This is a genomic window from Sphingobacterium sp. UGAL515B_05 (assembly GCF_033097525.1).
Taxonomy (GTDB): domain Bacteria; phylum Bacteroidota; class Bacteroidia; order Sphingobacteriales; family Sphingobacteriaceae; genus Sphingobacterium.
Window position 1 is genome coordinate 1,003,695 of sequence record NZ_CP109907.1, and the last position, 20,139, is coordinate 1,023,833.

General features: G+C 39.7%; 12 protein-coding genes. 6 read left to right on the forward strand and 6 right to left on the reverse strand.

Annotated elements, in window-relative coordinates:
* Positions 1-29: 29 nt before the first annotated feature.
* Entirely contained in the window at positions 30-3,044 is a 3,015-nt protein-coding gene (locus tag OK025_RS04045; protein ID WP_317668410.1) for a TAT-variant-translocated molybdopterin oxidoreductase, read from the reverse strand.
* 37 nt (positions 3,045-3,081) lie between these two features.
* Complete coding sequence (locus tag OK025_RS04050) at positions 3,082-4,344, reverse strand: cytochrome c3 family protein (RefSeq protein WP_286767326.1); 1,263 nt, start codon at positions 4,342-4,344, stop codon at positions 3,082-3,084.
* A gap of 458 nt (positions 4,345-4,802) precedes the next feature.
* Between OK025_RS04050 and OK025_RS04055 the strand changes: the two genes are divergently transcribed.
* Positions 4,803-5,246, forward strand: a complete 444-nt coding sequence (locus OK025_RS04055; protein WP_411567697.1) for a methionine-R-sulfoxide reductase — start codon at positions 4,803-4,805, stop codon at positions 5,244-5,246.
* Here the strand turns inward: OK025_RS04055 and OK025_RS04060 are convergent.
* On the reverse strand, positions 5,236-6,246 hold the full coding sequence (locus tag OK025_RS04060; protein ID WP_317668412.1) for a LacI family DNA-binding transcriptional regulator: 1,011 nt from the start codon (positions 6,244-6,246) through the stop codon (positions 5,236-5,238). The two genes, OK025_RS04055 and OK025_RS04060, sit on opposite strands and share 11 nt — an antisense overlap.
* Positions 6,247-6,393: 147 nt before the next feature.
* Here OK025_RS04060 and OK025_RS04065 point away from each other — a divergent pair, with 147 nt between their 5' ends.
* The 4 genes from OK025_RS04065 to OK025_RS04080 all read left to right on the forward strand — a co-directional run bounded on the left by OK025_RS04065 (position 6,394) and on the right by OK025_RS04080 (position 11,879).
* A complete protein-coding gene (locus OK025_RS04065; protein ID WP_317668413.1) occupies positions 6,394-8,676 on the forward strand; it encodes a GH92 family glycosyl hydrolase in 2,283 nt (760 codons plus the stop codon).
* A gap of 77 nt (positions 8,677-8,753) precedes the next feature.
* Positions 8,754-9,080 (forward strand): DUF493 domain-containing protein, encoded by a 327-nt coding sequence (locus OK025_RS04070; protein WP_046674143.1) that lies wholly within the window; start codon positions 8,754-8,756, stop codon positions 9,078-9,080.
* Positions 9,081-9,438: 358 nt separating this feature from the next.
* Positions 9,439-10,194: a hypothetical protein gene (locus OK025_RS04075; RefSeq protein ID WP_317668414.1), complete on the forward strand. Its 756-nt coding sequence runs from the start codon at positions 9,439-9,441 to the stop codon at positions 10,192-10,194.
* Between the two features lie 23 nt (positions 10,195-10,217).
* Positions 10,218-11,879, forward strand: coding sequence for an IPT/TIG domain-containing protein (locus tag OK025_RS04080; protein WP_317668415.1), 1,662 nt, complete (start codon positions 10,218-10,220; stop codon positions 11,877-11,879).
* 118 nt (positions 11,880-11,997) lie between these two features.
* Here OK025_RS04080 and pnp read toward each other — a convergent pair whose 3' ends face one another.
* The 3 genes from pnp to OK025_RS04095 form a co-directional block, all read right to left on the reverse strand.
* Positions 11,998-14,184, reverse strand: coding sequence for a polyribonucleotide nucleotidyltransferase (gene pnp, locus OK025_RS04085; protein WP_317668416.1), 2,187 nt, complete (start codon positions 14,182-14,184; stop codon positions 11,998-12,000).
* A gap of 657 nt (positions 14,185-14,841) precedes the next feature.
* A complete protein-coding gene (gene rpsO / locus OK025_RS04090; RefSeq protein ID WP_046674145.1) occupies positions 14,842-15,120 on the reverse strand; it encodes a 30S ribosomal protein S15 in 279 nt (92 codons plus the stop codon).
* Between the two features lie 104 nt (positions 15,121-15,224).
* Positions 15,225-16,436 (reverse strand): acyltransferase family protein, encoded by a 1,212-nt coding sequence (locus tag OK025_RS04095; protein ID WP_317668417.1) that lies wholly within the window; start codon positions 16,434-16,436, stop codon positions 15,225-15,227.
* Positions 16,437-16,818: 382 nt separating this feature from the next.
* Here OK025_RS04095 and OK025_RS04100 point away from each other — a divergent pair, with 382 nt between their 5' ends.
* Entirely contained in the window at positions 16,819-20,124 is a 3,306-nt protein-coding gene (locus OK025_RS04100; protein ID WP_317668418.1) for a SusC/RagA family TonB-linked outer membrane protein, read from the forward strand.
* Positions 20,125-20,139: the final 15 nt, after the last annotated feature.

A 20,139-nucleotide genomic window follows, 5' to 3' on the forward strand; every position in this document is an offset into this window, starting at 1 on the left:
AGTATTTTTATTTCAAATATTGTACAAGATTACGCCTCAAAAGTGTTTCTAACTTTTGTCATATAACCGATACCCGGTTGAACATTGATTTCCTCAAGTACGTAATAAACACGCTCGTTGCGTAATGCTTTAGATACTTCTGATTCTGGATCATTTGCATCACCAAAGATAATTGCATTTGCAGAACATGCTTGTTGACAAGCCATTTGGATATCGCCATCTTTAACTTTGCGATTTTGAATCTTAGCTTGTAATTTACCTGCTTGAATACGTTGGATACACATTGAACATTTCTCCATTACCCCACGTGAACGAGTAACAACATCTGGATTCAATACCAATTGTGTGAACTCATTGTTCAAGTAGTTGTCAAAACGTGAATCATTCCAGTATGCAAACCAGTTGAAACGACGAACTTTGAAAGGACAGTTGTTCGCACAGTAACGTGTACCAAAACAACGGTTATATGCCATATGGTTCAAACCTTCTGAAGAGTGTACTGTTGCCAATACCGGACAAACCGTTTCACAAGGTGCGTGACCACAGTGTTGACACAACATCGGTTGGTGAACAACAGTGATATCTTCGAAATCTAAATCAGCCGAAGCTCTCGCAATTTCTTTCTCTTTTGTAAGATCTTGATCTTTTCCTTCGATTGTATAGTAACGGTCAATACGTAACCAGTGCATTTCACGACGACGACGAACCTCATCACGACCTACTACAGGAATATTATTTTCAACGTTACAAGCAACGATACAAGCACCACAACCCGTACATGCGTTCAAGTCGATCGCCATCACCCATTTGTGACCAGGTTGCTCATATTTGTTCCACAAATCGTATGTTTTGTGATTATCGGTAAAGCGGCCTGCCTCAGAGTTAGGATCTTTCAGATATTTCGCAAATGTCGTTTCACGAATAACGTTACGACCTTCGATCGTGTGGTGTGTTTGTGTTTGTGCCAATTGGTAAGTACCAGACGCTTTCGCTACAGTTGCTTTAGCAACACCTTGTACTGTACCATTGATGATAGAAGCAAAAGGGAATGCGTTTTTACCAACTTCATTACCTGCTTTACCAACTTTTGTACGGCCATAACCTACAGCAACTGAAACTGTTCCTTGTGCTTGACCTGGTTGTTGTACAACTGGCAATTCCAATTCAACACCATTTGCTTTTACAGTTACTTTACCATCTTCACCCAAACCTAATTTCTCAGCATCTTTCGGGTTAAGAGCAGCGTAGTTATCCCAAGTTACTTTAGAAACCGGATCAGGCAATTCTTGTAAATAAGCGTTGTTTGCGTAGCGACCGTCACGAAGACCAGCAGGCTCATAAAGTTTCAATTCAAACTCACCTGTAATCGCTTTGCTTGATGCCTCAATTGCCGAAGCTGCTGCTGCAGCATTTCCTGTAAATGCAGGAGCTGTTGCCGCTTTAGCACCTTTATATTCAAAACCAGTTTGCAATACAGCATCCCAGTTTTTCGTAGAACCTGCTAAAATTTGTGTAGACCACAAGTTCTTAACGAAGTTGTACATATCGGTATCATTTCCTGCCCAAGTCAATAAGCTTTGCTCAGCTTGACGTGTTTTGAAAACAGGATTGATTGTTGGTTGAACGATAGAGAACAAACCTTCTTTTGGATTCGCATCACCCCAAGATTCCAAGAACGTACTTGCTGGAGCAATCGCTGTCAATTCAGAAGCTGTTTCATCCGCACGTTGCGAAAATGATAAGGTGAAAGGAATTTGCTTCAACGCTGCTTTTACATCATCTGCTTTGAAGTAGTCATACACTGGGTTGCTATTCAAGAAGAACGCAACACCAACTTGACCTGATTTCGCTGCTGCTAAGAAAGCTTGGAACGAAGAATCCGAACCTTGGTATTGTTTAGAATAGTTATCCAAATCGATGATTGTACCGTAAGCACCTAAAGCAACGTTGATTGCATTCACTAATACCTGTACATTGACATCGTTAGATCCAGCAACAACAACTGCTGCGCCTTTGCTGTTCACCAATTCTTTCGCCGCTAGAGCGACACCTTTTTGTGCTTTTTTGTTCGCAGTAGCACCAGCCAGAGACTGACCAGTGATTGCATTATATAAAGCAACCAATGTAGCACCTTCTTCCGAAGGTTTGATTGCGATACGTGCATCCGCATTTGTACCCGTCATGGAAAGACCAGACTCAAATTGCACGTGACGTGACATTTTGCCGTTTTTCAACGATTTATAATCACGGTTTTTAGCGTATTGTTGTGTATGCTCCTCACCTGCCAACCAAGTTCCTAAGAAATCAGCTGCAACAGAAACAATCACATTTGCCTTTTCAAAATTGTATGAAGGAACAACAGCTTTACCAAATGAAGCTTTATTCGCCTCGATAATACCGCTGTAAGAAACAGCATCGTATTGTACATGGTTAACTGTTGGGAATTTCGTTGCGAAAGCAGCGATAGCTGCCAACGTTGAAGGGCTGTTTACGGTGTTAGAAACGATCGTAATTTGTTTACCAGAAGATGCTGCTGCATTCAAAGCTTTAACAACTTCCCCATCCAATTTAGACCACTCAACATCTTGACCTTTCAATTGCGCCTGTTTCAATTTGGACTCATCATATAAATCCAATACAGAAGCAGCAGTCGTTGAATCCAAACCTTGGTTCAAACCAATTGCATTCGGGTTAGGCTCAACATTGATCGGACGACCTTCACGAGTTTTAACCAAGATGCTTTGACCGTTGAACGTCGAAGCATAATAGTTAGGGATACCTGGAGTTACCTCTTCAGGTTTAATCAAATAAGGAACTGCCTTATGCACAGGAGTACGGTTACAAGCCGCTAAAGAAACAGCACCCAAACCAAATCCTAATGCTTTCAAGAAGTCACGGCGAGGAGTTTTAGTACTCAAGCCAGCTTCGTTTAATACATCTTCTACAGGAATAGATTCGGCAAACTCACCCTTGCTTCCTTCAACGAAAGCAGGAGTTTGATTTAACTCTTCCAAACCTTTCCAATATTTTTTATTGCTATCCATTTAAGCTGTATATAAGATTGCGTATTTCAAATAATTATTAATAGTGACACTTACCACACTCAAGACCACCGATCATGGCTGCAGTCATTTTCTCACCTTTCTTAATTCTTTCGTGTGCTTTAATCAAATCTTCATAGTATTTGTTATCCGATTTGATATCTGTCTTTTTGTGACAATCAACACACCATTTCATCGTCAATGGAGAGTATTGGTATACTTCTTCCATATTTTGGATTGGACCGTGACAAGTTTGACACTCAACACCAGCTACCACAACGTGTTGTGAGTGGTTGAAGTAAGCAAAGTCAGGTAAGTTGTGGATACGAACCCATTGAATTGGTTTCGGATTGTTACCGTAAGTACGCGTATCAGGATTCCAATCCAATGCACGATAGATTTTAGCAATTTCCGGAGAAATCTCACCATCATAATGCTCTGAAGCAGTGATTGTATTGTGACAGTTCATACATACGTTGGCCGATGGAATAGACGCATTTTTAGATTTAAATGCTCCACCGTGACAGTATTGACACTCAATTTTGTTAACACCTGCGTGGATTTGGTGCGAGAACTTAATTGGTTGAACCGGCTGATAGCCTTGGTGAACACCAACGTTCCACATTGTTTTCCAACCACCCACAGCTAATAATGCAACCAACATCAAGACGGTAAAGCCTACCAACTTCTTGTTTTTAACGAATGCTTTCGCAAACTTCACAAAGCGTTGGCTATCTTCTGGCTCTTGTTGCGCAGCAATAGCTTCTTGGTTTTTAGCAATTACATTTTCTAAGGTACGGATCACACGATTCAACACCACGATAACCACTACAGCCAAAACAACAACTGCGATCAAGCCCAAAATCATGAACATGGACGCGTTATCATCTTTAGCTCCAGCACCACCAGGAGTTTCAGTTTTCGGTTTCTCCTTAGAAGCATCTGTGATATACGCTAATACCGACTTGATCTGATCGTCAGATAAATCAGTAAAAGAAGTCATCACAAGCTTGTTGTTCTCTTCGAAGATTTTAACTGCATCAGCATCGCCAGACGCAATTAAAGCCTGAGAGTTCTTGATCCACTTGATTAACCAAGCTTCGTCTTTCGTCTCTGGAATCCCCTTTAAAGCAGGACCAACCACTTTTCTGTCAATGGCGTGACAGGATGTACACTTAGATTTGAAGATTTTTTCACCTTCCTTGACATCTTGCGCATGCAACGTCGTAACGGCAAATAATAGCATCAAACTCGTTGACACCACCCTCGCAAGGCTTCCCAAAACGGATGAGATAGTTCTCATATTTAGCACTTTATACTATTTATTTGTGAATGTAAAAAATTAACTCCCATGGTTAAAGGAGCCACTACCCCCCTAACAATGCCACAAAAGTATGATTTATTAACAAATCGCTGACAATTTTGTGACCTTTAATATCAATTTATAATCATTCTAAACAAATGCGTTTAAACAAGGATAAAAACAGCATTAAGCTATTAAAGTGGTTCCATCGCTACAACTTTTCATTTGGATAGCCACTCAAATATAAGACAATTCCATGACAATTTAAAATACTCAAAATAGTGGATCGCAGAAGACACAAAAAGTTTTTTTTCGTCCTAATTTCCGTACCTTTATAAGACGAATCGAGAACTTTATCAAGATGAATGGAGATCTGGTCAGGGTCAGGTCCCGAGCTAACAATAAAAAAATCTGGATGATGTCTTTATATAGAAGGAATAGCTCATTATATCGAAAGAATAACGCATTCCTATTGGGTAGTTCCTAGTAAAGCCAGCTTCAAGACTAAACACAAGAAAACAATGGAAACAAACAAAAAATACAACCCGTTAAGTAAAGAAGAGGAATACATTATTATACATAAGGGAACTGAACGGCCTTTTACCGGCGAACTTTTAGACAATAAGCTCAAAGGAACGTATATCTGCCGTCGTTGTGACAGCCCACTATACCGCTCGGAGTCAAAATTTGAATCTGGCTGTGGCTGGCCAAGTTTTGATGATGAAATTCCTGGGGCAATTACAAGGATCACCGATGCAGATGGCCGCCGCACTGAAATCCTGTGTAGTAACTGTGGCGCGCATTTAGGCCACGTATTCCTCGGAGAAGGCTTTACGACAAAAAACACGCGTCACTGCGTTAATTCTATTTCAATGAAATTTGTAGCCGATACTAAGAAGTAACTTTCACTTTAGTCGACTCACGAACTTTCAGTTCACAAGGCAACACCATTCTACGTGTTGCTTTTATTTTGCCCTGAAGACGCAGCAACAAAATATTGATCAGGTTCTCCGCAATGTCCTTGATCGGCTGCGATACAACCGTGATAGAAGGTTCCACTAATTTAAAAACCGTATGGTCGTCAAAAGCAATCACCGCCGGCATCGTAAAATCAAATTTTTTGGAAGCCTTCAAGCCTGAAATCGCCAAATAGTTTGTTGAGAACAAAACGGCATCCAGCCTGTTTTCACAGATAAATTCCCGCAATAGTTCCATTGCTTCCTCATCCGAAGCATCCATCTGAATCTTTTGAATAAAACTTTGTTGCTTATTATTATCCATAGCCTTCATATAGCCATCTGAACGCTCTTTCATTTGGGTCTGATCCGAATAGAGCGATACAAATCCGATACGTCTATAACCTTGTTGACACAAATGGTTACTGGCATCAAAGGCCCCCTGAAAATTGTCTGCACCAACATAGTCTGTTTCAAGACCCGGAAAATAACGGTCAAAGAGCACAACCGGAATATTATTCTGCTGCAACTGTTTTACGGTATCTTCCAAACCATCGGAAGGCGTAATAATAAAACCATCTACCTGACGATCGTAAAACATCTGGATTAACTCTTTCGCTTTTTCTACATCATTGTTGGTACTACAATAAATAATACGATAGCCCTGCTCATAGACCTTACTTTCGATCAGACGAGCAATATTCCCAAAAAAGGGATTGGAAATATCTTCGATAATTAAACCCAAAATCTTTGTCTTCCCTGTGCGCAGACTTTTCGCCAATTCGTTGGGCTTATAGCCGACCTTTTTGACATAGTCCAAAACCCGCTTAGTCAAAGCCTCACTAATACGCTTTTCTTTTGCCTTATCATTCAAAATAAAGGACACAGTAGTTACAGAAATCCCCAACGCCTTTGCGATATCACTGATCAGAATACGTTTCTTCATGTAGTAGTAGTAGGTTTGTTAAGTTTTTTATTACGAAGCTTACTAAAGTAAAAAATTTAACGACAATTTACTAAAATAATAATAAAATTGCGCTAAAAGGTTTTATTTACTAATTTTAAGCAGTTTTCAAATACCCGAACAAAACCTATGACAGGAAATAAACTATTCAAAACAGTGTTGGGCACACTAATTTTGCCATTTTGTGCGCAAGCCCAGCAAAATCTTACACAATATGTCAACCCCTTTATTGGTTCCGCGGATCATGGCCACGTGTTTGTTGGTGCCAACGTACCTTTAGGTGCAGTACAATTGGGGCCTACCCAAATTCCACAGATTTGGGACAAGTTCAACGGATGGGACTGGTGCAGTGGATACAATTACAAAAGCCAGGAAATTTTGGGTTTTACCCATACCCATCTGAGCGGAACAGGTATCGGTGACCTCAACGACCTCATGATCGTTCCAGCCAACGGAAAATTACAATTAACGCCAGCGGAATTCAATAAAATGAATACAGGTTATGGCTCTTCCTTCAAAAAGGAAAATGAGGTTGCCAAACCCGGATTCTATAGCGCTTATTTAGATGACTATCAGGTACAGGCCAACCTGACAGCAACCGAACGTGTTGGCTATCATCAATATCGCTATGAAAAAACAGACAATGCGCATATTTTGGTCGACTTAGGTTACCATATCAATTGGGATAAACCGACAGACACCTACATCAAACAGGTGAACGACTCAACCTTTGTTGGTTACCGCTTTTCAACAGGATGGGCAACTGACCAAAAATTGTATTTTGCGATCAGAACTTCCCAGCCGATACAAAAAGTAAGATTTTTCGACGGTAAAGAAGAAAAATTAGGCCAAACAACATTTAAAGGACAGGCAATCAAAGCAGCTTTATTCTTTGATGCTGTTAAAAACAAAACCATCGAGCTTAAAGTCGGTATTTCTCCCGTAAGCTCGACCAATGCCCTGAACAATATCAATGCGGAGATTCCAAACTGGAATTTTGAAAAAGTAAAACAAGAAGCCGATCAACGTTGGAACAAAACCTTAAATAAGATTCAATTTGAAGCCGACAAAGATACGAAGACAATCTTTTATACCGCATTATACCATACCTACTTCGCTCCTACCATCTTCAACGATGCCAATGGCGATTATTTAGGAACTGACAAACAAGTATACGAGAAGCAGGATTTTGTCAACCATACGGTATTTTCGCTTTGGGATACTTACCGTGGCCTTCATCCTTTGATGACGATCTTGGAAGACCGTAAAATCAACCAAGATTTTATCAAAACCATGTTGGCGATCTACCAACAACAAGGTAAATTGCCAATGTGGCACTTACAAGGTAATGAAACCAATACAATGGTTGGATTACCTGCGATTCCAGTCATTGCCGATGCCTTCTTAAAAGGGATCATTGACGAGAAAGATTATTCTTTGGTCTGGGAGGCTGTTAAGACAACAGCCATGGGCAACGATCATGGCCTGAAATATGCACGTGAACTGACTTACATTCCGATCGACAGCATGCCGAATGAGTCTGTAGCATGGGCATTAGAGTATGCGATTGCCGACTTTGGTGCGTATAAAATTGCTGAAAAGCTAGGTAAAACAGAAGACGCTGCCTATTTCAAAAAACGCTACAAACTGTACGAGCAGTATTTTGACAAAGAAGTAGGTCATTTCGTCGGTAAAAAAGCCAATGGCGAGTTCCGCAGACCTTTCGACCCATTGATGGCCAAACACCGTGAGAATGATTATTGCGAAGGAAATGCATGGCAATATACCTGGTTAGTACCTCAAGATGTCAAAGGTCTGATCAATCTTTTCGGTGGCGAGGAGAAATTTTTGAAAAAACTGGATTATTTTACGACCATGTCATCTGATCTTGGTGGTGAAGCTTCTCCAGATATTTCAGGACTAATCGGCCAATATGCGCAAGGGAACGAACCAAATCACCATATCCCTTACTTATATGCTTACGCTGGACAACCTTGGAAAGGTGCAGCTTTAGCCCGTAAAGCGATGACGGAGTTTTACACAAACAGTCCAGCTGGTCTATGTGGCAATGATGACGTCGGACAAATGAGTGCCTGGTATGTGTTCTCAGCAATGGGCTTCTATCCACTGAATGCAATGAGTGGTGTTTATGTCTTCGGATCACCGATGATGCAACATGCGAACATCAATTTACCAAATGGCAAAACGTTAGCGATCGATGTTAAAAATCAAGGTAAATCAAATCAATACATTAAATCGATCAAATTGAATGGTAAACCTTATGCGAAGTCGTTCATTACACATGCACAGCTTTTAGAAGGCGGACAGATGGAAATCGAGATGAGTGCCACGCCAAACAAAAACTTTGGTAAAAACAAAGCCGATTGGCCTTCAAGTATTGACAATAATTAACTGAAAAATTGTCAGTAAAACATTACTGGATTAATATTTGTTAATACCTTAACAACATATTTAAGGAGAAATAAAACATGGCAGATTACAAAAACATCAATATACAAGATATCCCTGACGGAGGTGATAATCCAAAAGACTTCTATGAAACTTTCAAAGAGCGCTTAGAAGACTTAGAAACATTTCCAAAGGACTATACGTATAAATTTATCTTACCAAAAGATCAGGACCACTTCAATCAGATCCAGAGCGTATTTGATGACACAGGTGCTCAATTTGACTTCAAGGACTCCAAAACAGGTAAGTATACTTCAATTACGGTAAACTTGAACGTAAAAGATGCCGATCAGGTCATCTACTACTACAAAGAAGTAGCGAAGATAAAAGGTGTTATCATGTTATAAAAGAACAAATCAGGCTGTCGAATTGACAGCCTGATTTGTTTTGTACCCCTCTCAAGATTAATTCAGACTCTATTATACAAATATTTACTTTTTAGAATAGAGAGACTCTCTAAGAATTATTTCTACAGTTCTCCCCTCAATACAGATCTTTATCTTCAAAAAATCACGCCGATTGTTCAAGCCACTATGATATAAATCATCGGCTTCTTGTAAAAGATCAACCTAGCAGTATTATATGCTTGGCCCCCTAATAAACTGTATATAACCGATTCTCTTTATCTTATTCAATTAACTTTAATAAAAAATTTGTGAAACGCCCACAAAGCAGTATATTTATCCTCTTAGTTTATTATATTTTATGAAAAGAATTTTATCGGCTATCCTATTATTGGGAGCAGCTCGAATTGCCTATGCGCAGACCTCACTTGACAAAGACATCGAAGGCGTTAAATCTAGAAAAGGTAGTTTTGTTACTGAATTGAACTTCAATCCATTTAAAGGAAATCTGAGCTTAAACAATGCTCTAAATCAGATCAAAGGGCGGTATTTTGTTCAGGATGACCTTGCTTTACGTTTGGGAATTGGAATCAATGTGCTCGATTCTGCAGCAAATTATGGAAATCCCTACGGCACAAATGGTTATTTTAACTCCAATACCAAAAAGAGTACAGGATTTGATCTCAATATTGGTATTGAAAAACATTTTAAAGGAAGCTCCAGACTGTCTCCTTACATTGGATTTGACCTCTCCATCGGCTCTAAAAGTAGTAAACAGGAACTATCTACCAGCGCATATACGATGAATCTAAAGAATGCCTGGATGGAAGTTATCTATCAGCAGACCAACAATGGCTATTATTCGTCCATGCAATTAGTCCCAAATGCTTATACAAGATTTGGTGCCTATGCCGTTGCCGGATTTGACTTTTATGTTTCCAAAGGCCTGTTTGTTGGCTATGAGTTTAATTTAGGTTATTTACAGACAAAGTATAAAAAACCTGATATCACAGTAACGGGAACTGACCCTGGTTATGGCTCTTATATCTCGGAAAACAAAACCAAGACGTTTAAGAGCTCATTGGTGAATGGTCTGAGAGTAGGATACGCATTTTAAAAACAATAAACTTATTGATCATTATGAAAGGGATTAAAATACTGTGTATTGTTTTTATTTCATTATTTGGACTATTTTCATCGTGTAAGAAGGATGACTTTACGCCACCAGCAATTCAGACACTGTCAGTTAAAGCTCAATCGTCGACTTCATTTGAAGTTGTTGGTAATATCGCTAAAAGGGGGAGTGAAGGGATAGAGGATTATGGATTTATTTATAATACTAGCCAGGAAATAGGAGAAAACAAGGGCATAAAAGTTTCCTTGGGAAAAGATGCTAAGGAAGGAGAGTTTCGTAAACAGATTAGGGTTGACGGGACATTACCGTACTCCTACAACAATACGGTTTGGGTACGCTCCTACTTACGAGACTCCAGGGGCACTGTTTTTGGCACAATGCTTAGTGTCAACCTTCCTAGTCCTTCTATGGGAGACATTACACCAAAAATGGCCATGTCGGGCGAAGTCGTAAAAATCACAGGTACTTTTTTCGATGCGACAGCAAACAATACCGTTGTTACAATTGGTAATATCAAAGCAAAGACTGTTTCAGTAAGTCCAACTGAAATAAGTGCAGAGGTACCAAGTGGTATACAAGCCAGCCATGGAAATTCTGTCAATGTTTCTATTCAGATCGGATCTACTCCAGCCGGCAATAGTTCTTTCCAGATACTCGCGAATTTTAAGGATTTTTCTCCTAAATCCGGGCCTGTGGGCTCAGAATTAAAATTCACTGGCGATAATTTACCTGATTATTTTGGCAGTTCAAATATCCAGGTTGAAATGGGAAATCAACTCATTAATCCTTCGTACTATTACGGAACCATAAATGTCCCCTTCACAGCCAAGGAAAGTTCAGATCTTGCGATAACCATTAATGGAAAGAAAAAAGTGCTGGGAACGTTTAAAGTAACTCCGCCGGTAATCAGCGAAATATCACCCGAATCCGTTTATCCAGGACAATCTATCATGCTTCGTGGGACGAACTTCCCGCCGATTAATGATGGCGGTGAGGGCCGCCCTTTAGTGAAATTAGGTACAGGAAGCTATGGTGATGCATATTTCTATGATAAAGGAACATACACTTACAATGTTCCGGATAATATAGCAGAAGGAGATTATTCCCTTTACCTAAAGGTTGGGCCACATGAAGTACAAGCTCCTAAAAAGTTGAAAATTTTGGGCTATTCAGCCTCGAATTTTTCTCCTAAGTCTGGAAGTTCACTTCAGCTGATCAATATCTCCGGAAGTTTTATCGCCGGAAATTGGTATACAGTGTATTTCGGTTCTGTACAAGGCGGTGGAACTGCAACTTCGCCGACGAATCTACAGGTAACCGTTCCTTATGGAATGAGCGAAGGTAATGTTAAGATTAGCGTTGAATTCCCAAATAAAAAAGTAACCATTCCCGGCGACTTTGAGGTCGTTGGCCCTTCGTTTACGTCCTTTAGTCCGACATCTGCGGTACCGGGAACAGTGTTAACGATCAAAGGTTCAGGCTTTGTTCAAGGTTACGACACTATCGTGAAATTCGGTTCAATTGCCGTAGCTCCTAATAGCGTAACGTCGAATACAATCTTAGTTACCGTACCTTCAAATGTATCTCCAGGTGCAATGAAGCTAACGGTAGTGACAGCAGGGCAATCTGTTGCACATAAAGATAATTTTACGCTATTGGACAAATAGCATTCGATTTAGGACTTCCCTCCTATTAACTCGGATCATTCTAAAAACATCAAATTTAATTTAGGTTACAAAAAAAGCCCGCTTTACGCGGGCTTTTCGTATCATTTGAAAGATAACCTTATTCTTGGCCAGCGCCAGCTACAGGAGCTTCGCCAGCAGGTTTATCCTGCTTTGGTTTGTCTTCTTTCGGAGGACGAGGCAATAACGCTTTACGCGAAAGCTTCATTTTACCTTGTTTGTCGATATCCAACAATTTAACCGTTACTTTATCACCTTCTTTGAAGATACCGTCCATTGTTTCAAGACGTTTCCAGTCGATTTCAGAGATGTGCAATAAACCATCTTTACCAGGCATGATTTCAACGAAAGCACCGAATGGCATAATTGATTTCACTTTACCTTCGTAAGTTTCACCAATTTCAGGTTTAGAAGCGATTGCTTTAATACGACCTACGGCATCATCGATAGCGGCTTTATTATCTGCGAATACTTGAACAACACCTTTGTTATCAACTTCTTCGATCGAAATTGTAGCACCGGTCTCACGTTGCATCTCTTGGATAATTTTACCACCTGGTCCGATTACAGCACCAATAAATTCTTTATCGATCAACAATTGAACGATACGAGGTGCATGTGGTTTGTAGTCTTCACGTGGAGCAGAAATTGTTTTCTTCATTTCACCTAAGATGTGTAAACGCGCTTCTTTTGCTTGATCCAAAGCTTGCGTCAACACTTCCCATTTCAAACCATTGATTTTTAAGTCCATTTGACAAGCAACGATACCTTTTTCTGTACCAGTTACTTTAAAGTCCATATCACCTAAATGATCTTCATCACCTAAGATATCCGATAAGATCGCGTATTTACCAGTTTTCTCATCAGAAATCAATCCCATGGCAATACCTGAAACTGGCGCTTTCAATTTCACACCGGCATCCAAAAGTGCTAATGTACCAGCGCATACCGTAGCCATTGAAGAAGATCCATTTGATTCCAGGATATCAGAAACAACACGGATCGTATATGGATTTTCACTGTCTGCAGGAAGTACCTGTTTCAATGAACGCATAGCCAAGTTACCGTGACCAACTTCACGACGGCCAGGACCTCTATTAGGTCTTACCTCACCTGTAGAGAATGCAGGGAAGTTGTAGTGAAGAATAAATTTATTATAACCGTTGATAAAAGCACCATCGATCATTTGCTCATCGTCTTTAGCGCCTAAAGTAACCGAAGTCAATGATTGTGTTTCACCACGTGTGAATACAGCCGAACCGTGTGCAGCAGGCAAGTAATCTACTTCAGACCAGATCGGACGTACAGTACGTACATCACGGCCATCTAAACGTATACCTTCATCCAAAACTAGGTTACGGACAGCATCATACTGAACATCGTGGAAATATTTTTTAAATAAGAATGCGGTATCATCATCCAATTCCTCAGGCATTGTCGCTCTGTACTCTTCCGCGATTTTTGCGAAGTTCTCAGAACGGTCATGTTTGGCAGAAGCAGATTTTGCAATAGCGTAAACTTTATCGTAAGTAGCTGCAAAAATAGCATCTCTCAATTCAAGGTTTTCAGGCTCGTGGTTATACTCACGCTTCACAGTTTTACCAACTAAGTTAGCCAGTTCTACCTGAGCAGCAACTTGTTTTTTGATAGCTTCATGAGCAAAAGCAATTGCTTCTACCATTTCAGCTTCAGAAATTTCTTTCGCTTCACCTTCAACCATACCGATATCCTGTGCCGAACCAGCAACAATAAACTCTAAAGTTGCATTTTCAAGCTCAGACAATTTTGGGTTGATCACCAACTGACCGTCAATTTTCGCAACACGAACTTCAGAAATTGGTCCATTGAAAGGAATATCAGAAACAGCAATAGCTGCAGAAGCTGCCAAGCCCGCTAGAGCGTCAGGCATAATATCTTTATCTGCCGAAATCAAGCTGATTGCAACTTGTGTATCTGCGTGATAATTTTCAGGGAACAAAGGACGTAATGCACGGTCTACCAAACGTGAGATCAATACCTCATAATCCGATAATCTAGCCTCACGACGTAAGAAACCTCCTGGAATACGGCCAGTTGCCGCATATTTTTCTTGATAATCTACAGAAAGGGGTAAAAAATCAACGCCAGATTTCGCTTCTTTAGCTGAAACAACTGTTGCAAGCAACATCGTATCACCTTGTTTTAATACTACAGCCCCATCAGCCTGTTTTGCCAATTTCCCTGTAGACAATTCGATCTGGGTGCCATTACCCATATCGATGGTCGTTTTAATTTCGTTGTAATTCATTTAATCTTGTTTGCGACATGCTTTTCATCTTGTTGGCAGCATGCCAATATTTTAAATACATTAGATTTCAGCACAAAGGTAAATTAAAATATTAAGATTAATGCAATTCACAGCAGGCTAAATCATCAAACCCTCGGAATACGGTAGCAATTGCCCCAGTCTGTCAGCCAATGAATCGATTGAAGTCTTCTCAAGTTCTCTTATTTCTCGAAAAGGCTTCCAAAGGCTTATCAATTATAACGAGGAATCTAGCCTATTGCGCAGTATAAGACAAAATGTAAACTTTTCTCAGGATGGGGTAATATGTAAACCTATTTCAGTATAAGACATGGCTATCATCTTCGGAGATTCTTCGGTGCTTCTTCGGTACTTGTTCGGAGCTTGTTCGGTACTTCTTCGGTTGGAAGCGAAGAAACAACGAATAAGCTCCGAGGAAAAAGCGATGAAATAACGACTAAATAGCGAAACTGAAGTAAAGGACAAGTAGGCCAATCTCGTCCGCTAATCTCAGGACGTCTTGAACAACTGCAAAAGCCATGACGAACAGAAAACAACCATGCTGACGCGAAAAGTCCTATAAAAATTCGGTCACGATAAGCACAATAAAAAAAGCCATCCAAAAATTGGATGGCTTTCTTAACACCTTTGTATTAAAGCTTATTTGATAATATCACGTAAACCTAGACCTTTAATGATCGCACGGTAACGGTTGATATCTTTTTTGTAAAGATAAGCTAATAATGAACGACGTTTACCTACTAACATTTGTAGGGCACGTTGTGTACCGAAATCTTTTCTGTTTTTTTTCAAGTGCTCAGTTAAGTGAGCAATTCTCTTAGTGAATAAAGCAACTTGACCTTCAGTAGATCCTGTGTTTGTAGCTGATCCAGCAAATTCTGCGAAGATATCAGCTTTGTACTCTTTACTTAAATACATTTCCTGAATAATATTAAAGCGTTAAAAATTTTATTAATTGGCTGCAAAGATAGCAAAAATCTTTGAGTGCCAAAATAATTTAATAAGCAAAGGTTCAGCTACGACTAAACCTTTACGTAGATTTTCTTCTTGTCCAACCAATAGCAGATTACCCACATCAACGTTAAGAAACATAGTGAATAGACAAAAGAACCAACTTCTGGTATCCCAGGGACTTTCGCGCAAACGTATTTATAGAACCAGGCAAAAGCGTCGACATATTTTTGCGTACCATCTTCTTTTACACCATCAGGAATACGGAACAATCCCAAAAAGCGTGGTAGAATACCGCTCAATACAAAGATGAATAACGGATTTTTACCAAAAACATCAAAAAACTGGGTCAATTTATTTTTGATACCCTGCACTTCAATAAACCAGATCATACCACCTAGTGTCATGGTTGCCAAACCTGTTGTATAGAGCACATAGGAACTCGTCCATATTTTTTTATTGATCGGAAAACCCAAGGCCCATATCCAAGCCAATACGACCAAAATAAATCCGGTCACAAACATCCCCGCCAGCAATTTAAAATGGGGCTCATTAGAGGCCGGTACTTTGGACCACAGCCAATCCACCTGACCTTGCTTTTTAATAAATACACCAACTAAATAGCCAAAGACGACCTGAACAATTGTCGGCAAGGTACTCATCAGCCCTTCAGGATCAAATGGCACCCCCTCCCCTTTGTAGACATGCGGCAAACCCAGGATTGCTATATCATATTGTGTACCGAACCAGCCTTCTAAGCTATAGGGATCTGCTCCTCCGGCTATTGCACAAATTGCCCAATACAACAACAGTATGATTGCCGAGATCCAGATAATCATTTTTTCTTTAAAATAATAAGCGAGAATCGACGCAAAGCAGTAGGCCACAGCAATACGTTGCAGTACACCAAAAATACGAATTCCCCGGCTCGGATCCGTTCCGTCCACCCATTGCTTAAACACCAATGCTGCACCATCCCATTTCACAAAAGGCCACCAATTGATGAAAAGTCCAATCGCAAAAATGAGGACCGTCCGTTTGATTACCTTTTGCCAAAATACTGCCGGTCCCGCCTCTTGCAAACGAGGTATAACAAAAGACATGGCATTACCTACTGCGAAAAGAAAAAAAGGAAAAACCAGGTCTGTAGGCGAGCATCCATGCCATTCTGCATGTTTTAGCGGTGCAAACATATGAGCCCATGTCCCTGGATTATTCACCATAATCATCAGTGCCACAGTAGCCCCACGAAAGACATCCAAGGAGTAATAGCGTTGTTTCATAATCAGATTGTATAATTAAAAGGTAAATATAAGCTATTTGACATTCATTTTTATGCCTAATCTACAATTTAATTGCATAAACAGGAAAGTCAAATCATAACATTGTTACAATAACAAACGTTTGCATGCATTTAATGACTAAGAATCAAATACTTTTTAAAAATATTTAAAAAGTATTTGGAACTTAACAGTAATTGACTAATTTTAGCCAACAACTTTTATACTAACCATATTTTGTTGTTTAAATAACAGCTTCAGAAATAACCGTCTGATCAGTAAAAAAATTATTAACAAAAGTACCTTAGATTAACAGTGAACATGATGGGTAATCCCATGGATTTGCCAATCTCTAAACAACTTTATTAACCTTAAATAATAGAAAATGAGTGTCTTTTACAAAAAAAGTGCGGGCTTAGCCCTATGCACGCTGTTTAGCGCAACATCCCTCTATGCGCAACAAACGGTCTCCGGAAAAGTCTCGGACAAAACAGGCCCTTTGGCGGGAGCTACAGTAGCAGTCAAGGGATCTATTGTCAAAACGCTTACCAATGAACACGGATCATTTAAAATTGATGCCGAAAAAGGGCAGACAATCCGAATTTCAATGATAGGCTACAAAACCCAGGAAATTGTTGTCGGCTCCTCCACCACCCTCAAAATCGAATTAGAAAGCGATGAATCTTCTTTAGATGAAGTCGTTGTTACAGCCCTGGGGATCAAAAGAGATAAGAAATCTTTAGGTTATGCGACCGCAACTATTTCTTCTGATGATCTTTTAAAAGCCGGAGCAACAGAAAACCCTTTTTTGGCTATGTACGGAAAAGCAGCAGGTGTTGGTATTAATATTGGTTCAGCTGGTCCAACAGGCGGTGTGAATATTCGTATCCGCGGTGCAGCGGGTTTAGAATCTGGTACAAATACTCGTCCATTATTCGTTGTTGACGGTGTACCACTTTACGATGAAAGCACATCCATGGAATCTAGGGGATATGATCCATTGAATTCTTTTGATATGGGATCAGGCATCAACGATCTGAATGCCGAAGATATCGAGTCCATTGAGATCTTAAAAGGCGCAAAAGCAACAGTTCTCTACGGAAGTCAAGCTTTAAACGGTGTTGTGTTAGTCACAACAAAAAGCGGTAGAAAAACGAGAGGTTTAGGAATCCAGGTCAACCAACAAATTAGTATTGACAAACCGTTTACCTACATCGATTTCCAAAACGATTATGGATCAGGGGCTTCTACCAATGATCTTCAATATGCAACAGTCAACGGTAAAGAAGTTCGAAAGCTTCCTTTAAGCCGATTTAGCTTCGGTCCTAAGTTTGACAATTCAGACATTATGCTCTATGATAGCACAATGGGCAAATACACCGCATATCCTAATAACTTTATCGATTTTTTTCAAACCGCAGTTAATAATAGAACAAATATTGCTGTAGCTGGCGGGGGTGAGATTGGTAGTGCTCGTGCATCATACACCACAAACACATACAACGATATTTTACCAGGTTTCAAGCAGAAACAAAATACCTTTAGTTTCAACGGAAACTTCATGCCCTCAAAATTTGCCAGTTTTGAATTTGTCAACAATTTATACAGCATAAATACCACCAACAGGCGCCCAAATATTCAACAATGGGTGGCTACAGGCTTAAATAGAGATTATGATTACAATTGGATCAAAGGATTTTATCATGATGCAGATGGTTTTCGAAAAGATTTAGAGCCATATGGTCTATCAGGAAGTTCTCCTGGATATTGGCCAAATGCAACATCTAATATCTTATGGGAACAAAATGACAATAAGGACGAAGATAAAAAATTCCACTTGGTCAGCTCCATAAAGACCACCTTGCGGTTTAGCCCGCATGTTTCTTTCATAGGCCAAGCTTCCATTGATTATACCAATACGGATTTCATTACAGAAGATAAAATCATACGATTGACACCAAACAGAATAGGCGGTGGATATAAATGGACCAAAAGAAATACCACCGTCCAAAACTACCAAGGTCTCATGAAATATGAAAATACCTTCAATAAGGATTGGAATCTATTCGGTTTCGTCGGTGGAGCATATCAAAAAATTACCGACAACAACATGTATACCTCAACGGGTAATATGGGATTACTCTATCCAGATTGGTTCTCATTAAACAACGCAAACATTGCTAATTGGCCATCTGCGGGATCTAGGGGGCAAGTAATGAACAATGGTCGAGGATCTGACGTTTTATACAGCGTCCTAGGATCAGCTACATTATCCTATAAAGAAAGTCATTATCTAGAAATTCAAGCTCGGAACGATTGGAATTCGACGTTACGTTCCCCTAAAAATTCATATTTCTACCCTGGTCTTTCCTATACCTGGAATTTCTCCAATGATTTTAAAATTCCTAAATTACAGTACGGAAAACTTCGACTAGCCTGGGCAAATGTCGGCGGAGGACCTTTTACCGCAACAGGAAACCGCTATTTTGCAGATAATTCATTCAGAGTCAGCCAAATACCATATTCGTATGGCCCAATTTCAGTTACACCTCCAGAATCTCTCTTCTTAGAAGAAATAAAACCATTCCGAAAAAGAGAAATAGAACTAGGCTTTAATACAAGATGGTTTCAAAATAACCGTTTAGAGATTGATTACGCATTTTATAACAACAATACCTACAACCAGATCATTCAACAGACGATATCCCCCACAACAGGCTATCCTATGGCAAGCATCAACACAGGTGACCTACGAAACTGGGGACATGAACTATTTATCAAAGCTGCACCGATTGCCAACGAAAAATTCAGATGGGATTTAACATTAACAGCCGCAAATCAATTTTCAAAAATCGTAGCACTTTATCCGGGGCTCAAGCAAAAATACATTACAGGAAATAGTGGTTTCCAAGTCTGGGGTAAAGAGGGTGAACGGATTGGTGAAATCAGAGCATACGACTATAAACGCGATGAGAGTGGAAATAAAATTGTTGGTCCAAACGGATTATACCAATTATCTGATGCGGTCTCTTACATTGGAAAAAATGTCAATCCAGATATTTTCGGAGGATTTATGAATGACTTCTTTTTCAAGGGATTTAATTTCCACCTTGGATTGGATTACAAGTTTGGCGGATCCGTATTTTCGTATACAAACAATTATTTAATGGGGACTGGTGTTATTAAACAAAGTTTACCAGGTCGCGACGAAGAACATGGTGGAGTTGCTTATTATATCGACAAAAACAACAAATTTATTCAAACTCAACATAACGCAGCAGCTCCATCGGATTCCAAAGATGGAATCATTTATCACGATGGTATAATTTTGGACGGTGTCATGGAAGCAAACGGCTCTTATGTAAAAAATAGCCAAATTGTTAGCGCGCCAACCTATTATGGCACATACATAAACGACCTCGGTACATCATGGCCACCAGATCGTTTGTATAAAAACGATTACATTAAATTTAGAGAAATATCTGTTTCATACACTATTCCTCAACGATGGGCAAACAATCTCAAACTTCAGAAGTTAACCTTGACAGCAGCGGCGAGAAATCTTGGTTACCTTTATAAGAGCATTCCAAACATTGACGCAGAAGCTGCACTAGGCGCGCAGTCTTACATCGAAAATTCATTCTATCCTTCTATTAGAACTTTTACTTTTGGAGTTAATGTTAGTTTTTAACCAGAAAAAAATCAA

Excerpts from the sequence above, each read along its gene's own strand:
- OK025_RS04065 (WP_317668413.1), top strand. The coding sequence starts at position 6,394 with ATGACAGGAAATAAACTATTCAAAACAGTGTTGGGCACACTAATTTTG.
- OK025_RS04050 (WP_286767326.1), bottom strand. The coding sequence starts at position 4,344 with ATGAGAACTATCTCATCCGTTTTGGGAAGCCTTGCGAGGGTGGTGTCA.
- OK025_RS04070 (WP_046674143.1), top strand. The coding sequence starts at position 8,754 with ATGGCAGATTACAAAAACATCAATATACAAGATATCCCTGACGGAGGT.
- OK025_RS04095 (WP_317668417.1), bottom strand. The coding sequence starts at position 16,436 with ATGAAACAACGCTATTACTCCTTGGATGTCTTTCGTGGGGCTACTGTG.
- pnp (WP_317668416.1), bottom strand. The coding sequence starts at position 14,184 with ATGAATTACAACGAAATTAAAACGACCATCGATATGGGTAATGGCACC.
- OK025_RS04080 (WP_317668415.1), top strand. The coding sequence starts at position 10,218 with ATGAAAGGGATTAAAATACTGTGTATTGTTTTTATTTCATTATTTGGA.
- rpsO (WP_046674145.1), bottom strand. The coding sequence starts at position 15,120 with ATGTATTTAAGTAAAGAGTACAAAGCTGATATCTTCGCAGAATTTGCT.
- OK025_RS04045 (WP_317668410.1), bottom strand. The coding sequence starts at position 3,044 with ATGGATAGCAATAAAAAATATTGGAAAGGTTTGGAAGAGTTAAATCAA.
- OK025_RS04100 (WP_317668418.1), top strand. The coding sequence starts at position 16,819 with ATGAGTGTCTTTTACAAAAAAAGTGCGGGCTTAGCCCTATGCACGCTG.
- OK025_RS04060 (WP_317668412.1), bottom strand. The coding sequence starts at position 6,246 with ATGAAGAAACGTATTCTGATCAGTGATATCGCAAAGGCGTTGGGGATT.
- OK025_RS04075 (WP_317668414.1), top strand. The coding sequence starts at position 9,439 with ATGAAAAGAATTTTATCGGCTATCCTATTATTGGGAGCAGCTCGAATT.